The sequence below is a fragment of the Endozoicomonas sp. ALD040 genome, from assembly GCF_049275945.1.
Taxonomy (GTDB): domain Bacteria; phylum Pseudomonadota; class Gammaproteobacteria; order Pseudomonadales; family Endozoicomonadaceae; genus Endozoicomonas_A.
Map to the genome: position 1 here is coordinate 2806971 of NZ_CP184829.1, position 17251 is coordinate 2824221.

The window sequence follows — 17251 nt, forward strand, 5'->3', positions numbered from 1 at the left end:
TTTTTTATAAACATTGCTGAAATTCAACAAACCGCTGCGAGTCGGGATGTTGTCTGACGATAACAATAAACGAGATTAGGTTAACAAGTAACAACATTATCTAAAGTAAACTTTGCTCAATCTGATCTGAATGCTGGTGTAAATCGGCTTCTTGAGAGACGGGTCTAATACCAATTGTGCTTTCTAACTCCCGTGATGAGCATGGAGATTTGCGCCTTGGCTATGGCGACGATCGCCAACGCAGGATTAAGGCTCAAATCTTCAGCGCAATAGCGAGTTAGAAAGTTCGATTGGTATTATCAGATCTATTAAACTGGAGAGGTTAACCTATGGCAGAGGGGAAAGCCTATGAGTAAAGCGGTAACCGCTGCTGTGGTCCAGATGTGTTCCGGACCTGATGTTCAAGCCAATCTTAAGCAGGCAGAAGATCTTTTTTCAAGCATAGAGTCTTCAGCTGACATAATTGTGCTGCCTGAATGTTTTGCTCAGTTGGGGGGGGATATTCCCGCTCTGGGCAACAATACCAGCGTGGTCAGAAACTGGATGTCCCGCATTGCCCGACAATTCGGGGCCTGGCTGGTAGGGGGGTCTATACCCTGTGTCGTCAATGAAGGAGAGAACAGCAGGGCGTCCTGCTTTGTTTATGACCCCAAGGGTAATGAAGTCACCCGCTACGACAAGATCCATCTCTTTAATGCCGATATATCGGACGGCACTCGCCGTTACAGGGAATCCGATGACTATTCGCCGGGGAATGATCTGAATGTAGTGGATATGGAATTTGCCAGAACAGGCCTGACCATCTGCTATGACGTTCGTTTTCCGGAGCTCTATCGAGAACTGAGAGTCAGGGAGTCAGAAATCATTACTGTACCTTCCGCATTTACCAGGGTGACTGGTCAGGCCCACTGGGAGCCGTTATTAAGAGCCCGCGCTATCGAGAACCATTGCTATGTTCTGGCGGCTAACCAGGGCGGGACTCATCCCAACAAGAGAGAAACCTGGGGACACAGCATGATTGTTTCGCCCTGGGGTGAAGTGCTTGCAGAGGCCGATAACACTCCCTGTGTACTGACCACCGAGCTGAACATAAAAGCACTGCAGGAGATCAGAAAGCAAATGCCTTGTTTTGAACATCGCGTACTGTGAAAGAACTGTTCCTGTAATTGTGCGGTCGATGGATTCAGGCAAAAAATCAACTTTGTCCTGAATCCCTCTCTGCAAATCAGTGAGTGTAGTTTGCAAGTGTTTCCAGCAACCTTCTCTGGGCATTCCTGCGACGATGGCCCCGTGATGGCTTGTTCTGCAGATACTGACCATCACTTTGTAGTTGCCAGCTAAGGGTATTATCTGACAGATACAGTTCCAGCTCTTTCTTCACTCGTGCAGCCAGCTTCGGCTCTTCAATGGGAAAGCAGGTCTCAACACGCATATCCAGATTACGAACCATACCATCAGCACTGGAGCAGTAGACTCTGAATTTCCCATCGTTCTCAAAGTAGAAAACCCGGGTGTGTTCAAGAAAACGGCCGACAATAGAGCGCACCTGAATATTTTCTGACAATCCGGCAATACCGGGCCTCAGGCAGCAAATACCCCGAATGATCAGGTGAATCTCGACACCGGCCTGTGAAGCCCGGAAAAGAGCCTTTATCAAATGGCTTTCAGTCAGTGAGTTTACCTTGATGATCACACGAGCCGGTTTACCTTCTCTGGCATTAACGGCTTCCTGATTGATCAGTTCGATCAGGCTTTTCTTGAGTGTGAAGGGCGCATGGAAAAGCTTACGCACGCGCACCGCTTTACCCATCCCCGTCAGCTGTTGAAAGATTTTGCGCACATCGTTGGTGATATCCTTGTCGCAGGTCAGCAAGCTATAGTCGGTATAGAGTCGTGCGTTACCCGCGTGATAGTTTCCGGTACCCAGGTGTGCGTAACGCTGAATCTTTTTTCCTTCCCGACGAACAATCAGAATCAGTTTGGCGTGGGTTTTGTAGGCAACCACTCCATACACGACAACCGCTCCGGCTTCCTGAAGTCTTCTTGCCAGTGCCAGATTTTCTTCTTCGTCAAAACGTGCCCGGATTTCCACGATAACCGTGACTTCTTTACCTTTCCTGGCCGCTTCCACAAGAGCATCGACCATCTCGGAGCGAGCTCCGGTACGATATAACGTCTGACGTATTGCCAGAACATTAGGATCAGTAGCCGCCTGGCGCAGCATATCTACAACCGGAGTGAAGGACTCGAAGGGATGATGCAGCAGAATATCGGACTTGCGAATGGCATCCAGCATATTAACAGACCGTGAGCTTCGGGCTTGCAACGCCTTGGGGTAACTGGGTGTAAAGCTGGGGAAGGTCATGTGCTCAAACTCGGGTGATGCCTCGTTGCATACCGACATCATTCGGATCAGGTTCACCGGACCATTGACCCGGTAGAGCTCATCCTCCGTCAGGCCAAATTCTTTCAGCAGGAAGTCAACCAGTGGCTCTGGGCAGTTATCGACCACTTCAAGGCGCACTGCCTCTCCGTAGCGGCGGGAGAGCAACTCACCCTGCAGGGCCTTGGCCAGATCTTCTACTTCGTCTTCAAGGTCCAGATCACTGTTTCGGGTCAATCGGAACTGGTAACACCCTTTGATGGTCATACCCGGGAACAGGTCCTGCATATGCAAGTGGATGATAGATGACAGAAAGACATAATTTCTACCGCCCTTGTCACAGACGTCATCGGGCAATTCAACGACCCGAGGTAACGATCTTGGCGCAGGAATAACAGCCATACCCGTTTCACGGCCAAATGCGTCTTTGCCTTCCATTGCCACAATAAAACAGAGCAGTTTGTTGGCCAGTCTCGGGAAGGGGTGAGCCGGATCCAGTCCAATGGGACTGATGATGGGCATGACTTCGTTATAGAAGAAGCGCTTGATCCAGGCTTTCTGTTTGTCGTTCAGCTGATGACGCCGAATAAATCGAATGCCTTGCCTGGCCAGACGAGGCAGCAGTTTGTCGTTCAGGATTTCGTATTGAAGCTGAACATTTTGCTTGGCCTGATGGCTGATCTCTTTCAGCACCGCCTGAGGACCCAGGCCATCCAAACCCACTTGTTCACGGGCAAATTCTACCTGCTGCATCAGGCCGGCAACTCGGATTTCAAAAAACTCATCCATGTTTGAGCTATAAATCAACAGAAACCGCAGACGTTCAATCAGGGGGTGGTCGTCGTTCATCGCCTGCTCAAGCACACGGCGGTTGAACTGTAAATGGCTCAGCTCCCTGTTGATGTAGTAGTCCGGGTTGCTAAGGTCTGTAATACGAGGCGTTGGAGCAACAGGCTCCTGGCTCTCTTTTGTGCTGACTCCGGGTTCAGGGAGTTCCCGGTCTTTTGAATTATCCATGGGACCTCTTACAGCATCGGTAGTGGCAGTATACGAATACATGTATAAGCCGGACTGACAATGGGCTCTTGTTATAACGTAATTGTACGACGTTTTGATGACTGAGTTGAGTGCTAAGGCGTTATTGCCTGATCAGGCGAGCCGCTTCTCTGGCATAGTAGGTCAGAATGGCATCGGCTCCGGCTCGTTTGAAACAGAGCAGAGACTCCATCATGATGGCATTTCGGTCCAGCCAGCCGTTGGCAATGGCCGCCTGATGCATGGCGTACTCGCCACTGACCTGGTAAACAAAGGTGGGTGCCTTGAATTCATCCTTGGCTCTTCTGACAACATCCAGATAAGGCATACCGGGTTTAACCATAATCATGTCGGCTCCTTCATTGAGGTCTGCTGCGATCTCATGCAGAGCTTCATCAATATTGGCTACATCCATCTGGAAGTTATGCTTGTTGCTTTTGCCCAGATTGCCCGCAGAGCCGACAGCATCGCGAAATGGGCCGTAGTAGCTGGATGCGTATTTGGCAGAGTAGGCGAGAATCCGGGTGTTCAGGTGACCGGTCTCTTCGAGTCGGGTGCGAATGGCAGAAATTCGGCCATCCATCATGTCGGAGGGTGCGACAATATCAGCTCCTGCTTCGGCATGAGACAGAGCTTGTTTAACCAGGACATCAACGGTTGGGTCGTTTACGACATAACCTGATTCATCAATCAGACCGTCCAGTCCATGACTGGTGAATGGGTCCAGGGCCACATCAGTAATAATGCCCAGCTCCGGCAGTTTTTGTTTTAACTCACGAACGGCCCGCTGAACCAGGCCTTCCGGATTCCAGGCTTCGGCGGCATCATCAGACTTTTTCTCAGCCGGTGTGACTGGAAACAGGGCAATGGCCGGAATACCCAGCTCCAGAAGCTCTTCACCTTCACGAATCAGCTCATCGACCGTCATTCGTTCTATGCCCGGCATTGAAGGAATAGCTTCCCGGTGACGAGAGCCTTCAAGAATGAATACCGGGTAGATCAGATCATCCGCAGTGAGGCGGTTTTCTCTCATCAGACGGCGGGAAAAATCGTCAAAACGCATGCGTCTGGGACGGCTTGCCGGGAAGGGTCGCTGGATCATAATTACACTCTGAAGAGGGTGGTTAAAAGTATTTGTTTCGCTCGTCAACCCTGTTCGTTATGAGGGGATAGAGCGAAATGTCCGGTTCATGACGTGTGAAACCTTATGGGTGTAGCTAACGTATAGTCTGACAGGCATTATACGAAAAAGATGCGTTATGCGCTTTCCCGACAGGATGTTGCAACCGTTCCGCAGGAAGATTCCTTGTATGAATAAAAGTAAAATCATTCTACTGGTGGCTGTTATGGCAGCCATTACTGCATTTTTTGCACTGGATGCACAACAATATCTGACTCGTGATTATTTTCAGTCGCTTTACAGCGATAATCCTGCACTTACCATTGCCGTATTCTTTGCCATTTATGTGGCTGTAACGGCGCTTTCGCTTCCGGGCGCTGTTATTCTTACTCTGGTTGGTGGTGCTATTTTCGGGTTTACGACGGGCCTGATAGTGATCTCTTTTGCCAGCACGATAGGGGCCACCCTGGCTTTCCTCATTTCCAGAACGCTGTTGCGGGAATGGGTCCAGGGTAAGTTTGGCCAATATCTGGCAACCATTAACAAGGGTATTGAGAAAGACGGTCTGTTTTATCTTCTGACCTTGAGATTGATTCCAGCAGTTCCTTTCTTTGTGATTAACCTGGTTATGGGGCTGACGCCCATGAAAGCCAGAACGTTTTACTGGGTCAGTCAGCTTGGCATGCTGCCGGGAACGGCTGTGTATGTGAATGCCGGTGCTCAGCTGGGACAGGTTCAGGAATTATCCGTCAGTGGTATTTTAACACCGGGGCTTATTGGTTCCTTTGTATTATTGGGGATTTTCCCATGGCTGGCACGTAAAGCTATCAGCCTGATCAAAAAGCCTTCAATCAGTGAAGAAAATAAGGAGGAGTAAGCATGTTGGGTCATTCCGGTGTTTACAAGGGCTTCAGAAAACCCCGCAGGTTCGATAATAACCTGACTGTGATAGGAGCGGGTTCTGCCGGACTGGTAAGCAGCTACATTGCAGCGGCCGTGAAAGCCAGAGTCACTTTGATTGAAAAGCATAGAATGGGTGGCGATTGTCTTAATACCGGCTGTGTTCCCAGCAAGGCTTTGATTCGATCTGCCAAGATGGCCCATTACATGAAGCGAGCCGACGAATTTGGCCTGGAGAATGTGCAGGCTGATGTCAATTTCACCGCTGTAATGGAACGAGTGCAATCGGTCATTAAGCAGGTTGAGCCCCATGATTCGGTCGAACGTTATACCGGTCTGGGCGTAAACTGCGTTACGGGTGAAGCCAGGCTGGTCAGTCCCTGGGAAATTGAGGTGGACGGTCAGCGGATTTCCAGCCGAAATATTATTATCGCCAGTGGCGGCAGACCCTTTGTGCCGCCTTTGCCCGGTGTTGATCAGATTACCCATTACACATCAGATACTCTCTGGGATATTCGTGAAAAACCACAAAAGCTGCTGGTCGTCGGCGGCGGACCGATCGGTTGTGAATTGACTCAGGCTTTTACCCGACTGGGTGTCAATGTGACTCTGCTCGATCATGGTCCCCGCCTGCTGCACCGGGAAGATCCGGATGTTTCTTTGGAGGTGATGTCCCAGTTTCGCAAAGACGGGGTTGATCTTAAGCTGAAGCACGAAACCCGATCCTTTCACAAAGACGGTGATAAACAATGGCTGGTAGCTGAGCATGAAGGCCAAACCGTTGACATTGATTTCGATGCTGTCCTGTTTGCCACAGGTCGCAAAGCCAACACCGGCAGCCTGGGGCTGGAAGCGCTCGGGCTAGAAACCACAGAGCGTGGAACCATTGCTGTGAACGAATATTTGCAGACACGATTCCCGAATATCTACGCCTGCGGTGATGTGGCGGGACCTTATCAATTCACACATGCAGCAGCGCACCAGGCCTGGTATGCCTCTGTGAACGCACTCTTCGGACGCTTCAGGAAGTTCAAAGTGGATTACTCGGTCATGCCCTGGTGTACGTTTACTGATCCGGAAGTGGCCAGAGTAGGCCTTAATGAAACGGAAGCCAAAGAACAGGGAGTTCCCTACGAAATCACCCGCTACGGTATTGATGATCTGGACAGGGCTATTGCCGATGAGGAAGCCAGAGGGTTTATCAAGGTTCTTACCAGGCCGGGCAGTGACAAGATTCTGGGGTGCACTATCGTGGGTTACCATGCCGGTGAACTGATCACCGAATACATCACCGCCATGAAACACGGTCTGGGAATGAACAAGATTCTTGGCACTATTCACATTTACCCTACGCTCAGCGAATCCAACAAGTTTGCTGCAGGTGAGTGGAAACGGGCCCATGCGCCGGAAGGTTTGTTGAAGTGGGTCAAGAAGTATCATGACTGGATGAGACGCTGACTCAGATCCTGGCTCCTAGGAGGCTGACCGAGAATAGCGCCCGTAGCGAGGACGGCAGAAAATTGAGGATGAAAATTCGGTTTTGTGAGGAGAATAGCGAGCTATTTGACGAACAAAAGCGGATTTTCAGACCAATTTGCTGCCGCCGCAGTAGGGCAGTCTATTCTCGGTCAGCCTCCTAGCAGCCTGTCGGATTTAAGACTGTCCTACTGCGGTTGCGATAAATTGGTCTAAAAATTCCTGCTCCCTCGTCAAATAGCTCGCTATTCTCCTCGGAATCAGAAATTTTTATCCTCAATTTCTCGCAATCCTCGCTACGGACGCTCAATTCCGACAGGCTGCTAGATTAAAAATAAAGGGTCTCTTCTCCGAGGCCTGTTTACAAAATGATCAGGAACCCGATGTCTCAATCCAGCATTTCACAGGCAGGGATATCCCCAACCCTCCCCAAAACTTCAGGAACGGACTCAGCGCCTCTCATCCGGCAAGAAGCTGAAAATCCTGCTCGTCTTAGTCGTGACTCTATCATCGGGGTTGATCTGAGTGTCAGTCTGAATAATGGCAGCCTTGAGCCTTCCGGACTGTCTGGCAAAAGCCTGTCAGAATTCGATATTCAGGCGGCTTCGCCCGATGATGTGAAGAAGAAATTGCCTTCAGGACCTTCCCGCGAAGAGCAACTTTTATCCAAAGTCAGTAATGTTCGGGAAAAAATTTCTTGGGAAGGCTCGAAAGCAAGACCCAAAGTCGACAGAAGCAGCAAAGATGCCCTGACAGCGGCTCTGAAAGAGGCCAATGAATCATTGAAAGAAGCCAGGAAACTTAAGTCCGAGGCTCACAGTCTGGCCAGACAGGGAGTACTGGAGGAGAACTTGCTGGAATTAGGACTGGGCGGTAAGAGAATGACCGGGGCTGAAAGTGAGGCATTTTACGCAGCCCGGGAGTCTGACCAGTTGGTGAGTACACGAAAGCACGAAGTGAAGGATCTGGAGCGGGCACAGAAGGATCTGAAAGCAGAGCAAAAGAAGGCTGCAAAGGCTGGTAAGAAAGCGCGTCAGGCGCTTGAAAGATTGCAAAAAGAGTTACTATCCCTGGGGAAGTCGGTACCTAAAATTCGCAGTAAGGTGATAGCAGCCAAAGATCAGTCCAGCAAAAGATTGGGAGAAGCGCTCAAGTCTTTGCAAAGGGCTCAGAAGAAAGCGAACGCTCTGACGGTCCATGGCGAGAAGTTACTGGCCAAAGCCGATGAAAAGCAGGTTAAGCATGGCATTGATGCAGAGGCCGTAAAAACCTTGATCAAGCAACACATTTCGGACGCCAGGGCTGAAGCAAAACAGTTGCAGCTCGAAGTGGCCTTGTTAAAAGAAAAAGTGAAGTCAGCGCGAGAATCCGAAAAAGCAAAGAAGCAAGAGCAAAGAGAAATCGATAGAAGTCTCAGGCAACAGAAGAAAGCAGAAAAACAGGCTTCCCGGAAGAAAACCGGACCGCCTGAGAAAACGCAAAGTCGAGAAGAGCCGCTAAAGAAACATGAAGCATCAAAAGTTGCAGAGCCAATAATTGGAGAGCAGAAGCCAGCGATTACCAGAACACTGTCCGACAAGGTCAGTTTCAAGTCGTCAGAACAACCTCCTTTGAAGCCTTCCGGAACCCAGATGAGAGCTTTTCTCAAAGGTATAACGCCTCACAAAGCAATGAGTATCCAGGCATTGGAGAAGTCCATGGATAACCTGCGCAACCCCAGTGATTATCGACAGGTGTTGGCCGATATTTTGGCTTCAGGACTGGTTTTTGGTGAAAAAGTCAGGCTCAGGTCCAATCTCAGCGCTTGCCTGTTGGGAGCCATGAAAGATCCCGAAAAATTCAAGCTCTTTAATAGGGAGTTTATTGAACATATTATGTTTGGCGATAGTATGGATGAAATCCAGCAGCAATATCCTGTGTCAATGAAAAAAGACCTGGAAAGAATTGATAAAGAAGCAGCGAGGAAATAACAGCATTCATGGAATCTGAACATCTTCAGCAGCTCCAGCAGCGGGTAAGTGATGCAGAAGCCTTTGAAACTTCTATTTTGAGAAATCTTGAAGAAACCCGGCACCGGGTTGGAGAGTGCTCCGAAAAACTGACCCGGCTTAATGGGCAGATGGCGTTGCTGGAGGCCAGTCATGAAGCCGATGAAGAACTGGCGAAGAAAATGGATGTGCTCAAATCCCAGCGGGATGACGCCGAGGCAGCCTATCGTGAACAGACTGCCCAGGAGTCAAGATTAAAGAAAATGGGCCTGGACGCCATCAGCCATCTCAAGGTGGCCAGAAATGAGCTGAAAATAGCCCAGCTCAAGTCCGGCTCCTGAAGATACCATTACAACTCTGCTGGTGGCTTTTTGTCAGGTTGATCGGGTTGAGAGGGTTGATCGGGTTGAGCAGATTGAAGGTCGTCCCGAAACAGTACATTAGTTATGTTAACAGCGGCGTCATTGCAGTCCCAGGTCCATGCCACGCTGTCATTGAGCTGCACTTTTGCTTCCATAGCCGCCCCCTTGGTAAACCTGAATTCTCTGATTACCCAACCCGGCTTGTTGCCGGTGTCTGACGTGATTATGAGGTCTTCAGAGCGCACCAGGTAGGTAGGATTTGGCATGTCATCAAAGGTTACTCTCACAAGGTGAGAGTTATTGAGGCTGATACCCACATCCTTGATACTACCCGGATGATTAAAAACACTTTGTGCTGGATTTTTCATTTCTGCCTGACTGTTGGGATCAACTCGCATTATACATTTGCCGAGATCAACGTTTCCATTCAAGCCAATGCCCTCATTAAAAATAGCTTCTACGTGTTTCGTTGCATCGTCTGCGAAATCCCCATGGCTGAGAGGAGTGAAGCCGATGAACAGGCCTGACAAAGCAACAAGGGAAGCCCTGCGACATAAGCCGTCTGGTTGTAGCAGATTCATAATAGATATTCTCAATGAAAATGAAAATGAAAATGAAAATAGAGATGCTGAGGTGTTGCGAAAGCAACAAAAAAAATTATAGGCAGTGTTCAGGTATCTTCCCATTGATTTGATAGCTCGATCCATTATGAAAGAGCCGTTATTTATTTACAAAAATAATTTATCCTTAATTTGCTTAAAACGCCCCCATCGAACTGGGGGTCTTGATGAGCAATCAGAAAGATGACCTGATCAGATTGATTAATCTTCAGACAGTTTCAGGCTGTGGTTTTTTTCCTGGGAATCCCCAGTCGTTGTCGTCTCTCCCAAAGTGTTTTACGACTAATGCCGAGTTTCTGAGCCAGCTCGGTTTCGGTCATTTGATTCTGGTGTTCAAGCACGAAGCGTTGGAAGTAATCTTCCAGTGACAAACCATCCTGAGTCTCAACCACGTTGTTATTGTCAGTATTGCCGATGTCAGTCCTGAAGAAAGTCGATTTGACGTGAACATCCAGATCCAGAGTTTCAGGCGTAATGATGTCATCGTCACAGAGAATGACAGCCCGCTCAATGGCATGTTCCAGCTCTCGCACATTCCCCGGCCACTGATGTTGACAGATAGCTGCCATGGCTTCAGGAGAGTAAGAATACACTTCCAGCTCCATCTTGCTGCAGACTTTTTCCAGCAGCTTCTCTGCAAGCATCAGGACATCGTTGCCTCGCTCACGCAGAGCCGGAATTCTCAGTTCTACCACTTTCAATCGATAATAGAGATCTTCACGGAAGTCACCACTTGCAGAGAGCTGGCGCAGATTTCTGTGGGTAGCAGCAATCAGTCGTACATCGACTTTCTGGGATTGCACGGAGCCCACTCTTCTGATTTCTCCTTCTTGCAGAACCCGAAGCAATCGAGCCTGGGCCTCCAGGGGAAGTTCACCGATTTCATCAAGGAAAAGGGTGCCGGTATTGGCTGCTTCAATCAGGCCCGTCCGGGCAGCAGTGGCTCCGGTAAAGGAACCCTTCTCGTGACCAAATAGTTCTGATTCAATGAGGGTCTCCGGAATGGCCGCACAATTAACCGAGATCATTGGGCCATTGGCACGGCGGCTGTTCTCATGGAGGGCTCTGGCGACCAGTTCTTTACCCGTACCTGACTCACCCTGAATCAGAACAGTGGCATCGGTCGGGGCAACTTTTCGGATGCGTTTGAAGAGCAGCTTCATGGCGTCACAATGCCCCAGAATACCGCTGTATCCTGTATGTGTGTCACTAAGCACGTCTTCAGTTGATCTGTCAGGTAAAGCCGGTTTGTTTGCCATAATAGCGGCAACACGTTCCAGCATTTCAGAGTGATCAAAGGGTTTGGCAATATAGTCAACAGCGCCCATTTTCATGGTGTTCACGGCTGAGTTCAAGCTGGCATAACTGGTCATAATCAGGACCGGTACGTCCTCAGCAAGGTTGATCATCTCGGTACCGGGTGAGTCAGGCAGGCGCAAATCACTGATGATCAGGTCAAAGTCTTTTAATCTGTAGGACAACTCAGCTTCGTGGACAGAACCCGCTTCGCTGACGCTGTAGTCGTTTCTTTCCAACAATCTTCTCAGGGAGGCACGAATAATCTCTTCGTCCTCAACAATGAGAATATTACCCGGGTTCATACGGTTTCCCCCTCCTGCTCCCATGAATCATGGGGCCGATAAGTCATATAACCATGCTGCTGCCTGATGCTCTGCGGCTCATGACGCGGCAGGGAAATTTCAAAACGTGTACCTTTATCCAGATTTTTATCGGTTGGGCTGATGACTCTGATGGTACCAAAGTGCTCTTCAATGATATTCCAGGTCAGTGCTAGACCGAGGCCGGTACCTTTACCCGTCTCTTTGGTGGTGAAGAAGGGTTCAAACAGACGCTCCTGAATGCTGGCAGGAATGCCATGACCCTGGTCTTCGACGTCGACTTTGATGGTATGGTCAGAGGCCGATGTTCTTATAGTGATTGTGCTGTTCTCATCGGAAGCATCCACAGCATTATTCAGCAGGTTGATGAAAACCTGTTGCAGTTTTTGTGGGTCACCCGCCACCCTGTGATCTGGATCACATAAGTTAAGAAAGCTGATATTGCTGCTCTTTCGTCCAAGTTGCAACAGGCTGATAGACTCCTGAACGCTGGTAAAAAGATCGACGGGTTCATGAGTGCTCGTTTCTGATCGATTCTTACCGTTATGGGAGTAGCTCATGAGCATTTGCACAATTCTGGAAACTCTTTTGGTCTGTTCCAGTACCTGACCCGCCACTTGCCGGGTATCGTCTTCTTCTGAAAGGGCTTTCAGCTCTTGGGCCAGACAATCAATAGCCGTGACCGGGTTGCCAATCTCGTGGGCAACACCGGCCGCCAGCTGTCCAATGGAAGCCAGTCGTTCACTATGAAACAGTTGATCTTCCAGCATCTGGTTTTCAGTATGATCTTCCAGCAGCATCACTTTGTTGCCACTGACACCGGATAATGGTGCTTCAAGGTTAGCCTTATGAAGATTGAAATAACGCAACTGCCCATTAATTTCTACACCATGTTTAGGAAGGTGGTGACTGTCTATCCGGGCAAAGTTGCCGAGAATCTTATTCCAGGGCTCTGGAATCTGGTTCATAGGGCTGCCCAGGACATCCGAGGCGGGAATATCGGTCATATGACTCATAGCCTGGTTCCAGAGCATAATCTCTCCTGCCGCATCCACGGAGCAAAGAGCCATGGGAAGATTATTCAGAGTGTCCCGATGATATCGCCTCAGATCGTCAAGCTCTCCGGCCAGTCCGCTCAATCGGCTGTGATAGGCCTCCAGTCGGGATTCCATGAAATGAATGTCCCGGGTAACGTAACCCTTGTTTTCATCCCAGGGCAAGAAAGTGTCAACGATATCGTGGGCCACAGTCGGTCCCATCAGGCCCGAAAGGTTTTTCTCGATCCGCTCCCTTAGCCGACGAAGCGCATGGGGGCGATTTTCCTCTTCGCTAATGTTGAGATCGCTGAGTGCTCTGGATACTTCCTTTTGGGCTACCAGTTCCCCCAGAGGTTTGCTCAGCATTTCATGGAAATCATGGGCGGACTTGGCTTCAGGTACTTTCTGCTCGTTTCGGCTATCGCTTTCCACCAGACAGGCACTGGCGGCTGAACGCTCTTCGGGGGACATACGGGTAAACTTCGAGACCAGATAGATAAGTACTGCATTGACCGACAAGGCAGTCATACCCAACAGATGCCACTGTTGGTAAAGATAGGTCGAAACTTCATTCATGGTCGAACTGAAGAGGCTGAAATCGACCATCTGGGGCAACATCATAGTGAAGAACCAGAAGGTGGTACCGCCGATCAGGCCGACAATAAATCCTTTATGATTGGCTTTGGGCCAATAGAGTACGCAGAGCGCTCCCGGCAGAAGTTGCAGGGCGCCTACGTAGGCAATAACCCCCAGATTATAGAGTGCGCGCTCGGCTTCGAGCATGCGATAGAAGCCGTAGGAACTGACAATCAGTGCCACAATAATGCATCGCTTGAACCAGATCAGCCAGCGATAGATGTTCACCTCAATCTGAAGGCGAGGCGGGTGATAGGGTAACACTATATGGTTCATGATCATTGAAGACAGGGCCAGTATTGTGACAATCGTCAAGCCACTGGCAGCCGCCAGCCCTCCTATGTAGGCGACAATGGTTAGCCATGGCATATCCAGAGCCTGACCAATGAACAGCGTGAAGTAGTCAGCCGCTACCGGGCTGTCCAGCTTGATACCGGCCCAGAGAATCAGCAGTGTGGGCAGACTCAGTATCAGCAGAAAAAGGGGAAGTGCCCAACTGGCAATATGAAGAGAACGCTGGCTACGATTCTCGGCAAAAGTCATATGGAACATATGTGGCATGACAATCGCTGAAGCAAAAAACATCAGCAGCATGCTGCGCCAGGGACCGTCCTCAAGCGGTGTTTGCATTTCTATCAGTGAATCCTGATGGACAGCAAGCCAGACTTCCACGCCATCAAGACCATGAAAAACTTCAAACAAAATTACCAGGCCCAGGGTTGCCATAACCACCAGTTTGACCACTGACTCAACCGCTATTGCCATGACCAGACCCTGATGTCTGTCACGGGTTGAGGGATTACGAGTCCCGAACAGAGCCGCAAACAGGGCTACCATGACACAGAAAACGATGGCCAGTCGTTCCGGAGAGTACTCCTTGCTGATCAGGTGAATACTGTCGGATACCGCCTGAATTTGCAGTGATAGCAGAGGCATGGTTGCGGTCAGCATCAATACAGTGGCCAGGGTTCCGGCGACAGGGCTACGGAACCGGAACGCAAAAAGGTCTGCCAGTGAGCTGAGCTGGTAAGTTCGGGTAATCTTAAGAATCGGATGGAGCAAAACCGGAGACAGCAGGAAAGCACCACTCACACCCAGATAGAAAGCAAGAAAAACATAACCATGCTCATTCGCGAAACCCAGACTGCCGAAGTAGGCCCAGCTGGAGGCGTAGACACCCAGAGACAGCACATAGACAGCAGGGTGGCGGGTGATTTTCCTGGGAATCAGACCTTTCTCGGTCGCCCAGGCACAAAAGAACAAGGCCAGCAAATAGGCGACACTGACCAGCAGGAGTTCTTCGAGCTCAAAACTCATCGGACTTCCCTCTCGGCTGGAGCAGGAAGCCTGCCAGAATCACGAAAAACCAGAGAATCCAGGGTTGGTACCAGCTATCGCCAGTCGTAATCCACCATCCCATGATGGCGGGAGAGAAAAGGTAGATACTGATAACCAGAAGCAGAACCAGACGATAGATGTACATGAAACTTCAGTACGAGCTTTAAATCGGACTGTCCATGTTAACCAGTGTTGAGATAAACCGCAAAAGAGGGTGAATTTATCTCGGGAGGTGCTGAAGTTTGTATTAATATGTAACGACAAACTAATACAGGAGCTTGTTAATGGGCAGAAATACATCTGTGACACTTGGGCATCACTTTGAGCAGTTTGTGGCTGCAAAAATCAAGGAAGGCCGTTATCAGTCGGTCAGTGAAGTGGTCAGGGCAGGATTGCGGAAGTTAGAAGAGGATGAAGTAAAACTTGAGGCTCTCAGAAAAGAGTTGGAAGAGGGAGAAAATAGCCAGGTTGCAGAAGACTTCAGTACGGATGGTTTATTGGCTGAACTGCACAGGAAACATTTGTGAGTAGTAAATATAAAATTCGTAAAAAAGCTCTGATGGATCTTGAGAAAATCTGGCTTTATACATTCAATCATTGGGGTGTGGAACAAGCCGACGACTACGTACGCTTGATAACGGATAAATTTGAATGGTTGGCTGAAAATCCCAAGGCGGGTCAACCAAGGCATGAGATCAAATCAGGATATCTAAGCGCTCTAGCGGGATCTCATCTTATTTTTTATAAATTGACCCGTCATCAGCCAGACATTGTAAGTGTCATACATCAAAAAGCAGACATTTCAAGTAGAGTTGGAAGCCCGAAAGAAAAGTTTCTACCCTGAGGAAATGTCCACATCAAACACCCGGTGGATCGTAGGTCACCCAGTAAACCATATTGCCCGGGCAGTCGTCGCCCAGTACGTCGCTCATTAGTTCGTTGGCTTTCAGGTCAGCCATTTTCCTGATCCAGTCAGTGTCGTCCAGTTTTTCTTCCAGAAACCAGCTGGGCAGGGCGTTGATGTGCTTATCGTAATAAGCCAGAGGGAATTTGAGGTCTCTTGGCAGGCGAGAGCGTTTGATACTCAACGCGGCATCGCAACGAACCACCAGACTCTCTGCCACCTGTCTTCTTTTGCTGAGGTAGTTTCCTGCTTCCCTGCGATACTTATCTTCGTAAGGGCCCATCAGCTCTTCATAGCGGTCCTCCAGGCAGTGATCGTAAGCCCGGCTGACATCGTCGTTCTGGTAGCCCATAATCTTGCAGGCTTCTTTCACCCGTTCACGAAACTCACGGCTGATCTGCAAATACCAGGGAGCGTGAGGACCAAGGATGTTCTGTGCTTCCTGGTTAGCAACGAAAAACAGGTTTTCATCCGGGGTAAAGCAGAGTGCAGCATCCTGTGCGGTGACCACCTCAATTTTCGAAAGATCCGGCTCTTTGCCAACAGCCTTTTCGCGTTCAAAACGAGCTTTTTGACAGAACTCAGAGTCGGTAACATCGAATGTAGCTCCCGGGACGGGCTCGATTTCCTGAGAGGTAAACGCCAGAGAATGGGGGATAACAAGCAATGTGGCAGCAGGCAGCCAACGACGTACAATTTTTTTAATAACGGTGTTGATGACGGACATATCCACTCCTTAGACACATCTTTCTCGACAAGGTTAATAGTCTATGTATACCACTCCCGATCTTCAGGATAAAGTCGCCAGTGGCACAATAGGCTGTTTTGCGACCTTTTCTATCTGCCAGTGCGCTATACCCCACTGCAGAATCTCGGAAACACTGCTGCCATCCAGTTCGGCATCCGGATTTTGTCCCAATGCCCTCAGCGCTTTAATTAACTGTTGTTCAGGTCGATCAAGAGGAATCCCGGGAGCATGGTTCTGCTTGCTGAGCTTGTCGCCGTTTGCAAGGGTGATAACAGGAACGTGAGCATAAACAGGCGCAGCAGTGTTAAGCAGAGACAACAGATGGATCTGCCAGGGCGTGGCATTGAGAAGATCATGACCCCTGACGATGTGTGTGATTCCCTGGTAAGCGTCGTCTGCACAGACGGCCAGTTGATAGGCAAAGAGACCATCCTTGCGTTGAATGATAAAGTCACCCAGATCTGGCAGCGCATATTCGATCGATCCCTGAATCTGATCCTGAAACGCAATGATTGTGTCAGGGCATCTGACCCTCAGGGAGTGTGGGGATTTTGTGTTGACTGTTTTGTCTCGACAGATACCCGGATAGACGCCTCCTGTCCCATGAAGATCTTTGCGTGTAAAGGTGCAGGGGTATACGAAACCTCTGACCTTCAGGTCACTGATGATGTCCTGGTACGCCTCGTAACGCTCGCTTTGGTAGAGCACCTGGTCATCCCAGAGCAAGCCATAGACTTCCAGCGACTTCAGAATCTGATGGGCTGCGCCAGGTTGTTCTCTGGGAGGATCAATATCTTCCATGCGGACCCGCCAGATTCCGTTTTGCGAGCGGGCATCAAGAAAACTGGCCAGCGCGGCGACCAGTGAGCCAAAGTGTAGTGGACCGGAAGGAGAAGGTGCGAAGCGGCCAATGTAGTTTGACTTTTCTTGACTGAGAGCAGGTTTTTTTGCTGTCGGCATGTTCAGGCTCATCAGACCATAAGCAGATGAAAGGGAGTATTGTCGATGCTTCGGCAATACAGTTTGATAAACGCAAAAACAGCAAAGCCGCGATATGATTCGCGGCTTTGTGTAAAGTCAGCAAT

The 17251-nt window shown here is 49.5% G+C and carries 15 protein-coding genes; 7 read left to right on the forward strand and 8 right to left on the reverse strand.

The features are described 5' to 3' along the window. Window positions 1-348: 348 nt before the first annotated feature. Window positions 349-1149: a carbon-nitrogen hydrolase family protein gene (locus ACOJUN_RS09970; RefSeq protein WP_422136479.1), complete on the forward strand. Its 801-nt coding sequence runs from the start codon at window positions 349-351 to the stop codon at window positions 1147-1149. 76 nt (window positions 1150-1225) lie between these two features. On the opposite strand, the gene ppk1 is transcribed toward ACOJUN_RS09970, so the two are convergent. Continuing rightward, a complete protein-coding gene (gene ppk1 / locus ACOJUN_RS09975; protein ID WP_422136480.1) occupies window positions 1226-3400 on the reverse strand; it encodes a polyphosphate kinase 1 in 2175 nt (724 codons plus the stop codon). Between the two features lie 121 nt (window positions 3401-3521). Beyond that, entirely contained in the window at window positions 3522-4520 is a 999-nt protein-coding gene (gene hemB, locus ACOJUN_RS09980) for a porphobilinogen synthase (RefSeq protein WP_422136481.1), read from the reverse strand. 208 nt (window positions 4521-4728) lie between these two features. Here hemB and ACOJUN_RS09985 point away from each other — a divergent pair, with 208 nt between their 5' ends. The 4 genes from ACOJUN_RS09985 to ACOJUN_RS10000 all read left to right on the forward strand — a co-directional run bounded on the left by ACOJUN_RS09985 (window position 4729) and on the right by ACOJUN_RS10000 (window position 9243). Further along, window positions 4729-5415 carry a TVP38/TMEM64 family protein gene (locus tag ACOJUN_RS09985; RefSeq protein ID WP_422136482.1) on the forward strand — a complete coding sequence of 229 codons (687 nt, stop codon included), beginning with the start codon at window positions 4729-4731 and terminating at the stop codon, window positions 5413-5415. A 2-nt stretch (window positions 5416-5417) separates the two neighbouring features. Beyond that, window positions 5418-6896, forward strand: a complete 1479-nt coding sequence (locus ACOJUN_RS09990; RefSeq protein ID WP_422136483.1) for a dihydrolipoyl dehydrogenase family protein — start codon at window positions 5418-5420, stop codon at window positions 6894-6896. A gap of 401 nt (window positions 6897-7297) precedes the next feature. Then, on the forward strand, window positions 7298-8884 hold the full coding sequence (locus tag ACOJUN_RS09995; protein ID WP_422136484.1) for a hypothetical protein: 1587 nt from the start codon (window positions 7298-7300) through the stop codon (window positions 8882-8884). Window positions 8885-8892: 8 nt separating this feature from the next. Continuing rightward, window positions 8893-9243 (forward strand): hypothetical protein, encoded by a 351-nt coding sequence (locus ACOJUN_RS10000; RefSeq protein WP_422136485.1) that lies wholly within the window; start codon window positions 8893-8895, stop codon window positions 9241-9243. An 8-nt stretch (window positions 9244-9251) separates the two neighbouring features. Here ACOJUN_RS10000 and ACOJUN_RS10005 read toward each other — a convergent pair whose 3' ends face one another. From ACOJUN_RS10005 to ACOJUN_RS10020, 4 genes are all read right to left on the reverse strand, one after another. Further along, window positions 9252-9845, reverse strand: coding sequence for a hypothetical protein (locus tag ACOJUN_RS10005; protein ID WP_422136486.1), 594 nt, complete (start codon window positions 9843-9845; stop codon window positions 9252-9254). Between the two features lie 257 nt (window positions 9846-10102). Beyond that, window positions 10103-11485, reverse strand: a complete 1383-nt coding sequence (locus tag ACOJUN_RS10010; protein ID WP_422136487.1) for a sigma-54-dependent transcriptional regulator — start codon at window positions 11483-11485, stop codon at window positions 10103-10105. Further along, on the reverse strand, window positions 11482-14493 hold the full coding sequence (locus tag ACOJUN_RS10015; RefSeq protein ID WP_422136488.1) for an ATP-binding protein: 3012 nt from the start codon (window positions 14491-14493) through the stop codon (window positions 11482-11484). Before ACOJUN_RS10015 ends, ACOJUN_RS10010 begins: the two co-directional genes overlap by 4 nt. Then, the gene (locus tag ACOJUN_RS10020) at window positions 14483-14659 is read right to left on the reverse strand and encodes a hypothetical protein (RefSeq protein WP_317143910.1); all 177 of its coding nucleotides are present in this window, start codon (window positions 14657-14659) and stop codon (window positions 14483-14485) included. Before ACOJUN_RS10020 ends, ACOJUN_RS10015 begins: the two co-directional genes overlap by 11 nt. A gap of 139 nt (window positions 14660-14798) precedes the next feature. On the opposite strand from ACOJUN_RS10020, the gene ACOJUN_RS10025 reads away from it, so the two are divergent. Together ACOJUN_RS10025 and ACOJUN_RS10030 are read left to right on the forward strand one after the other, a co-directional pair. Beyond that, window positions 14799-15041: a type II toxin-antitoxin system ParD family antitoxin gene (locus ACOJUN_RS10025; protein ID WP_422136489.1), complete on the forward strand. Its 243-nt coding sequence runs from the start codon at window positions 14799-14801 to the stop codon at window positions 15039-15041. Then, window positions 15038-15358 carry a type II toxin-antitoxin system RelE/ParE family toxin gene (locus ACOJUN_RS10030; protein WP_422136490.1) on the forward strand — a complete coding sequence of 107 codons (321 nt, stop codon included), beginning with the start codon at window positions 15038-15040 and terminating at the stop codon, window positions 15356-15358. The genes ACOJUN_RS10025 and ACOJUN_RS10030 overlap by 4 nt, the downstream gene beginning before the upstream one ends. Before the next feature lie 13 nt (window positions 15359-15371). On the opposite strand, the gene ACOJUN_RS10035 is transcribed toward ACOJUN_RS10030, so the two are convergent. After that, window positions 15372-16145, reverse strand: coding sequence for a hypothetical protein (locus ACOJUN_RS10035; RefSeq protein WP_422136491.1), 774 nt, complete (start codon window positions 16143-16145; stop codon window positions 15372-15374). A gap of 63 nt (window positions 16146-16208) precedes the next feature. Further along, window positions 16209-17126, reverse strand: coding sequence for a tRNA glutamyl-Q(34) synthetase GluQRS (gene gluQRS / locus ACOJUN_RS10040; RefSeq protein WP_422136492.1), 918 nt, complete (start codon window positions 17124-17126; stop codon window positions 16209-16211). Window positions 17127-17251: the final 125 nt, after the last annotated feature.

What these genes read in the sequence shown, in the direction of transcription:
- ACOJUN_RS09970 (WP_422136479.1), top strand. Translation starts at nt 349, where the DNA reads ATGAGTAAAGCGGTAACCGCTGCTGTGGTCCAGATGTGTTCCGGACCT.
- ppk1 (WP_422136480.1), bottom strand. Translation starts at nt 3,400, where the DNA reads ATGGATAATTCAAAAGACCGGGAACTCCCTGAACCCGGAGTCAGCACA.
- hemB (WP_422136481.1), bottom strand. Translation starts at nt 4,520, where the DNA reads ATGATCCAGCGACCCTTCCCGGCAAGCCGTCCCAGACGCATGCGTTTT.
- ACOJUN_RS09985 (WP_422136482.1), top strand. Translation starts at nt 4,729, where the DNA reads ATGAATAAAAGTAAAATCATTCTACTGGTGGCTGTTATGGCAGCCATT.
- ACOJUN_RS09990 (WP_422136483.1), top strand. Translation starts at nt 5,418, where the DNA reads ATGTTGGGTCATTCCGGTGTTTACAAGGGCTTCAGAAAACCCCGCAGG.
- ACOJUN_RS09995 (WP_422136484.1), top strand. Translation starts at nt 7,298, where the DNA reads ATGTCTCAATCCAGCATTTCACAGGCAGGGATATCCCCAACCCTCCCC.
- ACOJUN_RS10000 (WP_422136485.1), top strand. Translation starts at nt 8,893, where the DNA reads ATGGAATCTGAACATCTTCAGCAGCTCCAGCAGCGGGTAAGTGATGCA.
- ACOJUN_RS10005 (WP_422136486.1), bottom strand. Translation starts at nt 9,845, where the DNA reads ATGAATCTGCTACAACCAGACGGCTTATGTCGCAGGGCTTCCCTTGTT.
- ACOJUN_RS10010 (WP_422136487.1), bottom strand. Translation starts at nt 11,485, where the DNA reads ATGAACCCGGGTAATATTCTCATTGTTGAGGACGAAGAGATTATTCGT.
- ACOJUN_RS10015 (WP_422136488.1), bottom strand. Translation starts at nt 14,493, where the DNA reads ATGAGTTTTGAGCTCGAAGAACTCCTGCTGGTCAGTGTCGCCTATTTG.
- ACOJUN_RS10020 (WP_317143910.1), bottom strand. Translation starts at nt 14,659, where the DNA reads ATGTACATCTATCGTCTGGTTCTGCTTCTGGTTATCAGTATCTACCTT.
- ACOJUN_RS10025 (WP_422136489.1), top strand. Translation starts at nt 14,799, where the DNA reads ATGGGCAGAAATACATCTGTGACACTTGGGCATCACTTTGAGCAGTTT.
- ACOJUN_RS10035 (WP_422136491.1), bottom strand. Translation starts at nt 16,145, where the DNA reads ATGTCCGTCATCAACACCGTTATTAAAAAAATTGTACGTCGTTGGCTG.
- gluQRS (WP_422136492.1), bottom strand. Translation starts at nt 17,126, where the DNA reads ATGCCGACAGCAAAAAAACCTGCTCTCAGTCAAGAAAAGTCAAACTAC.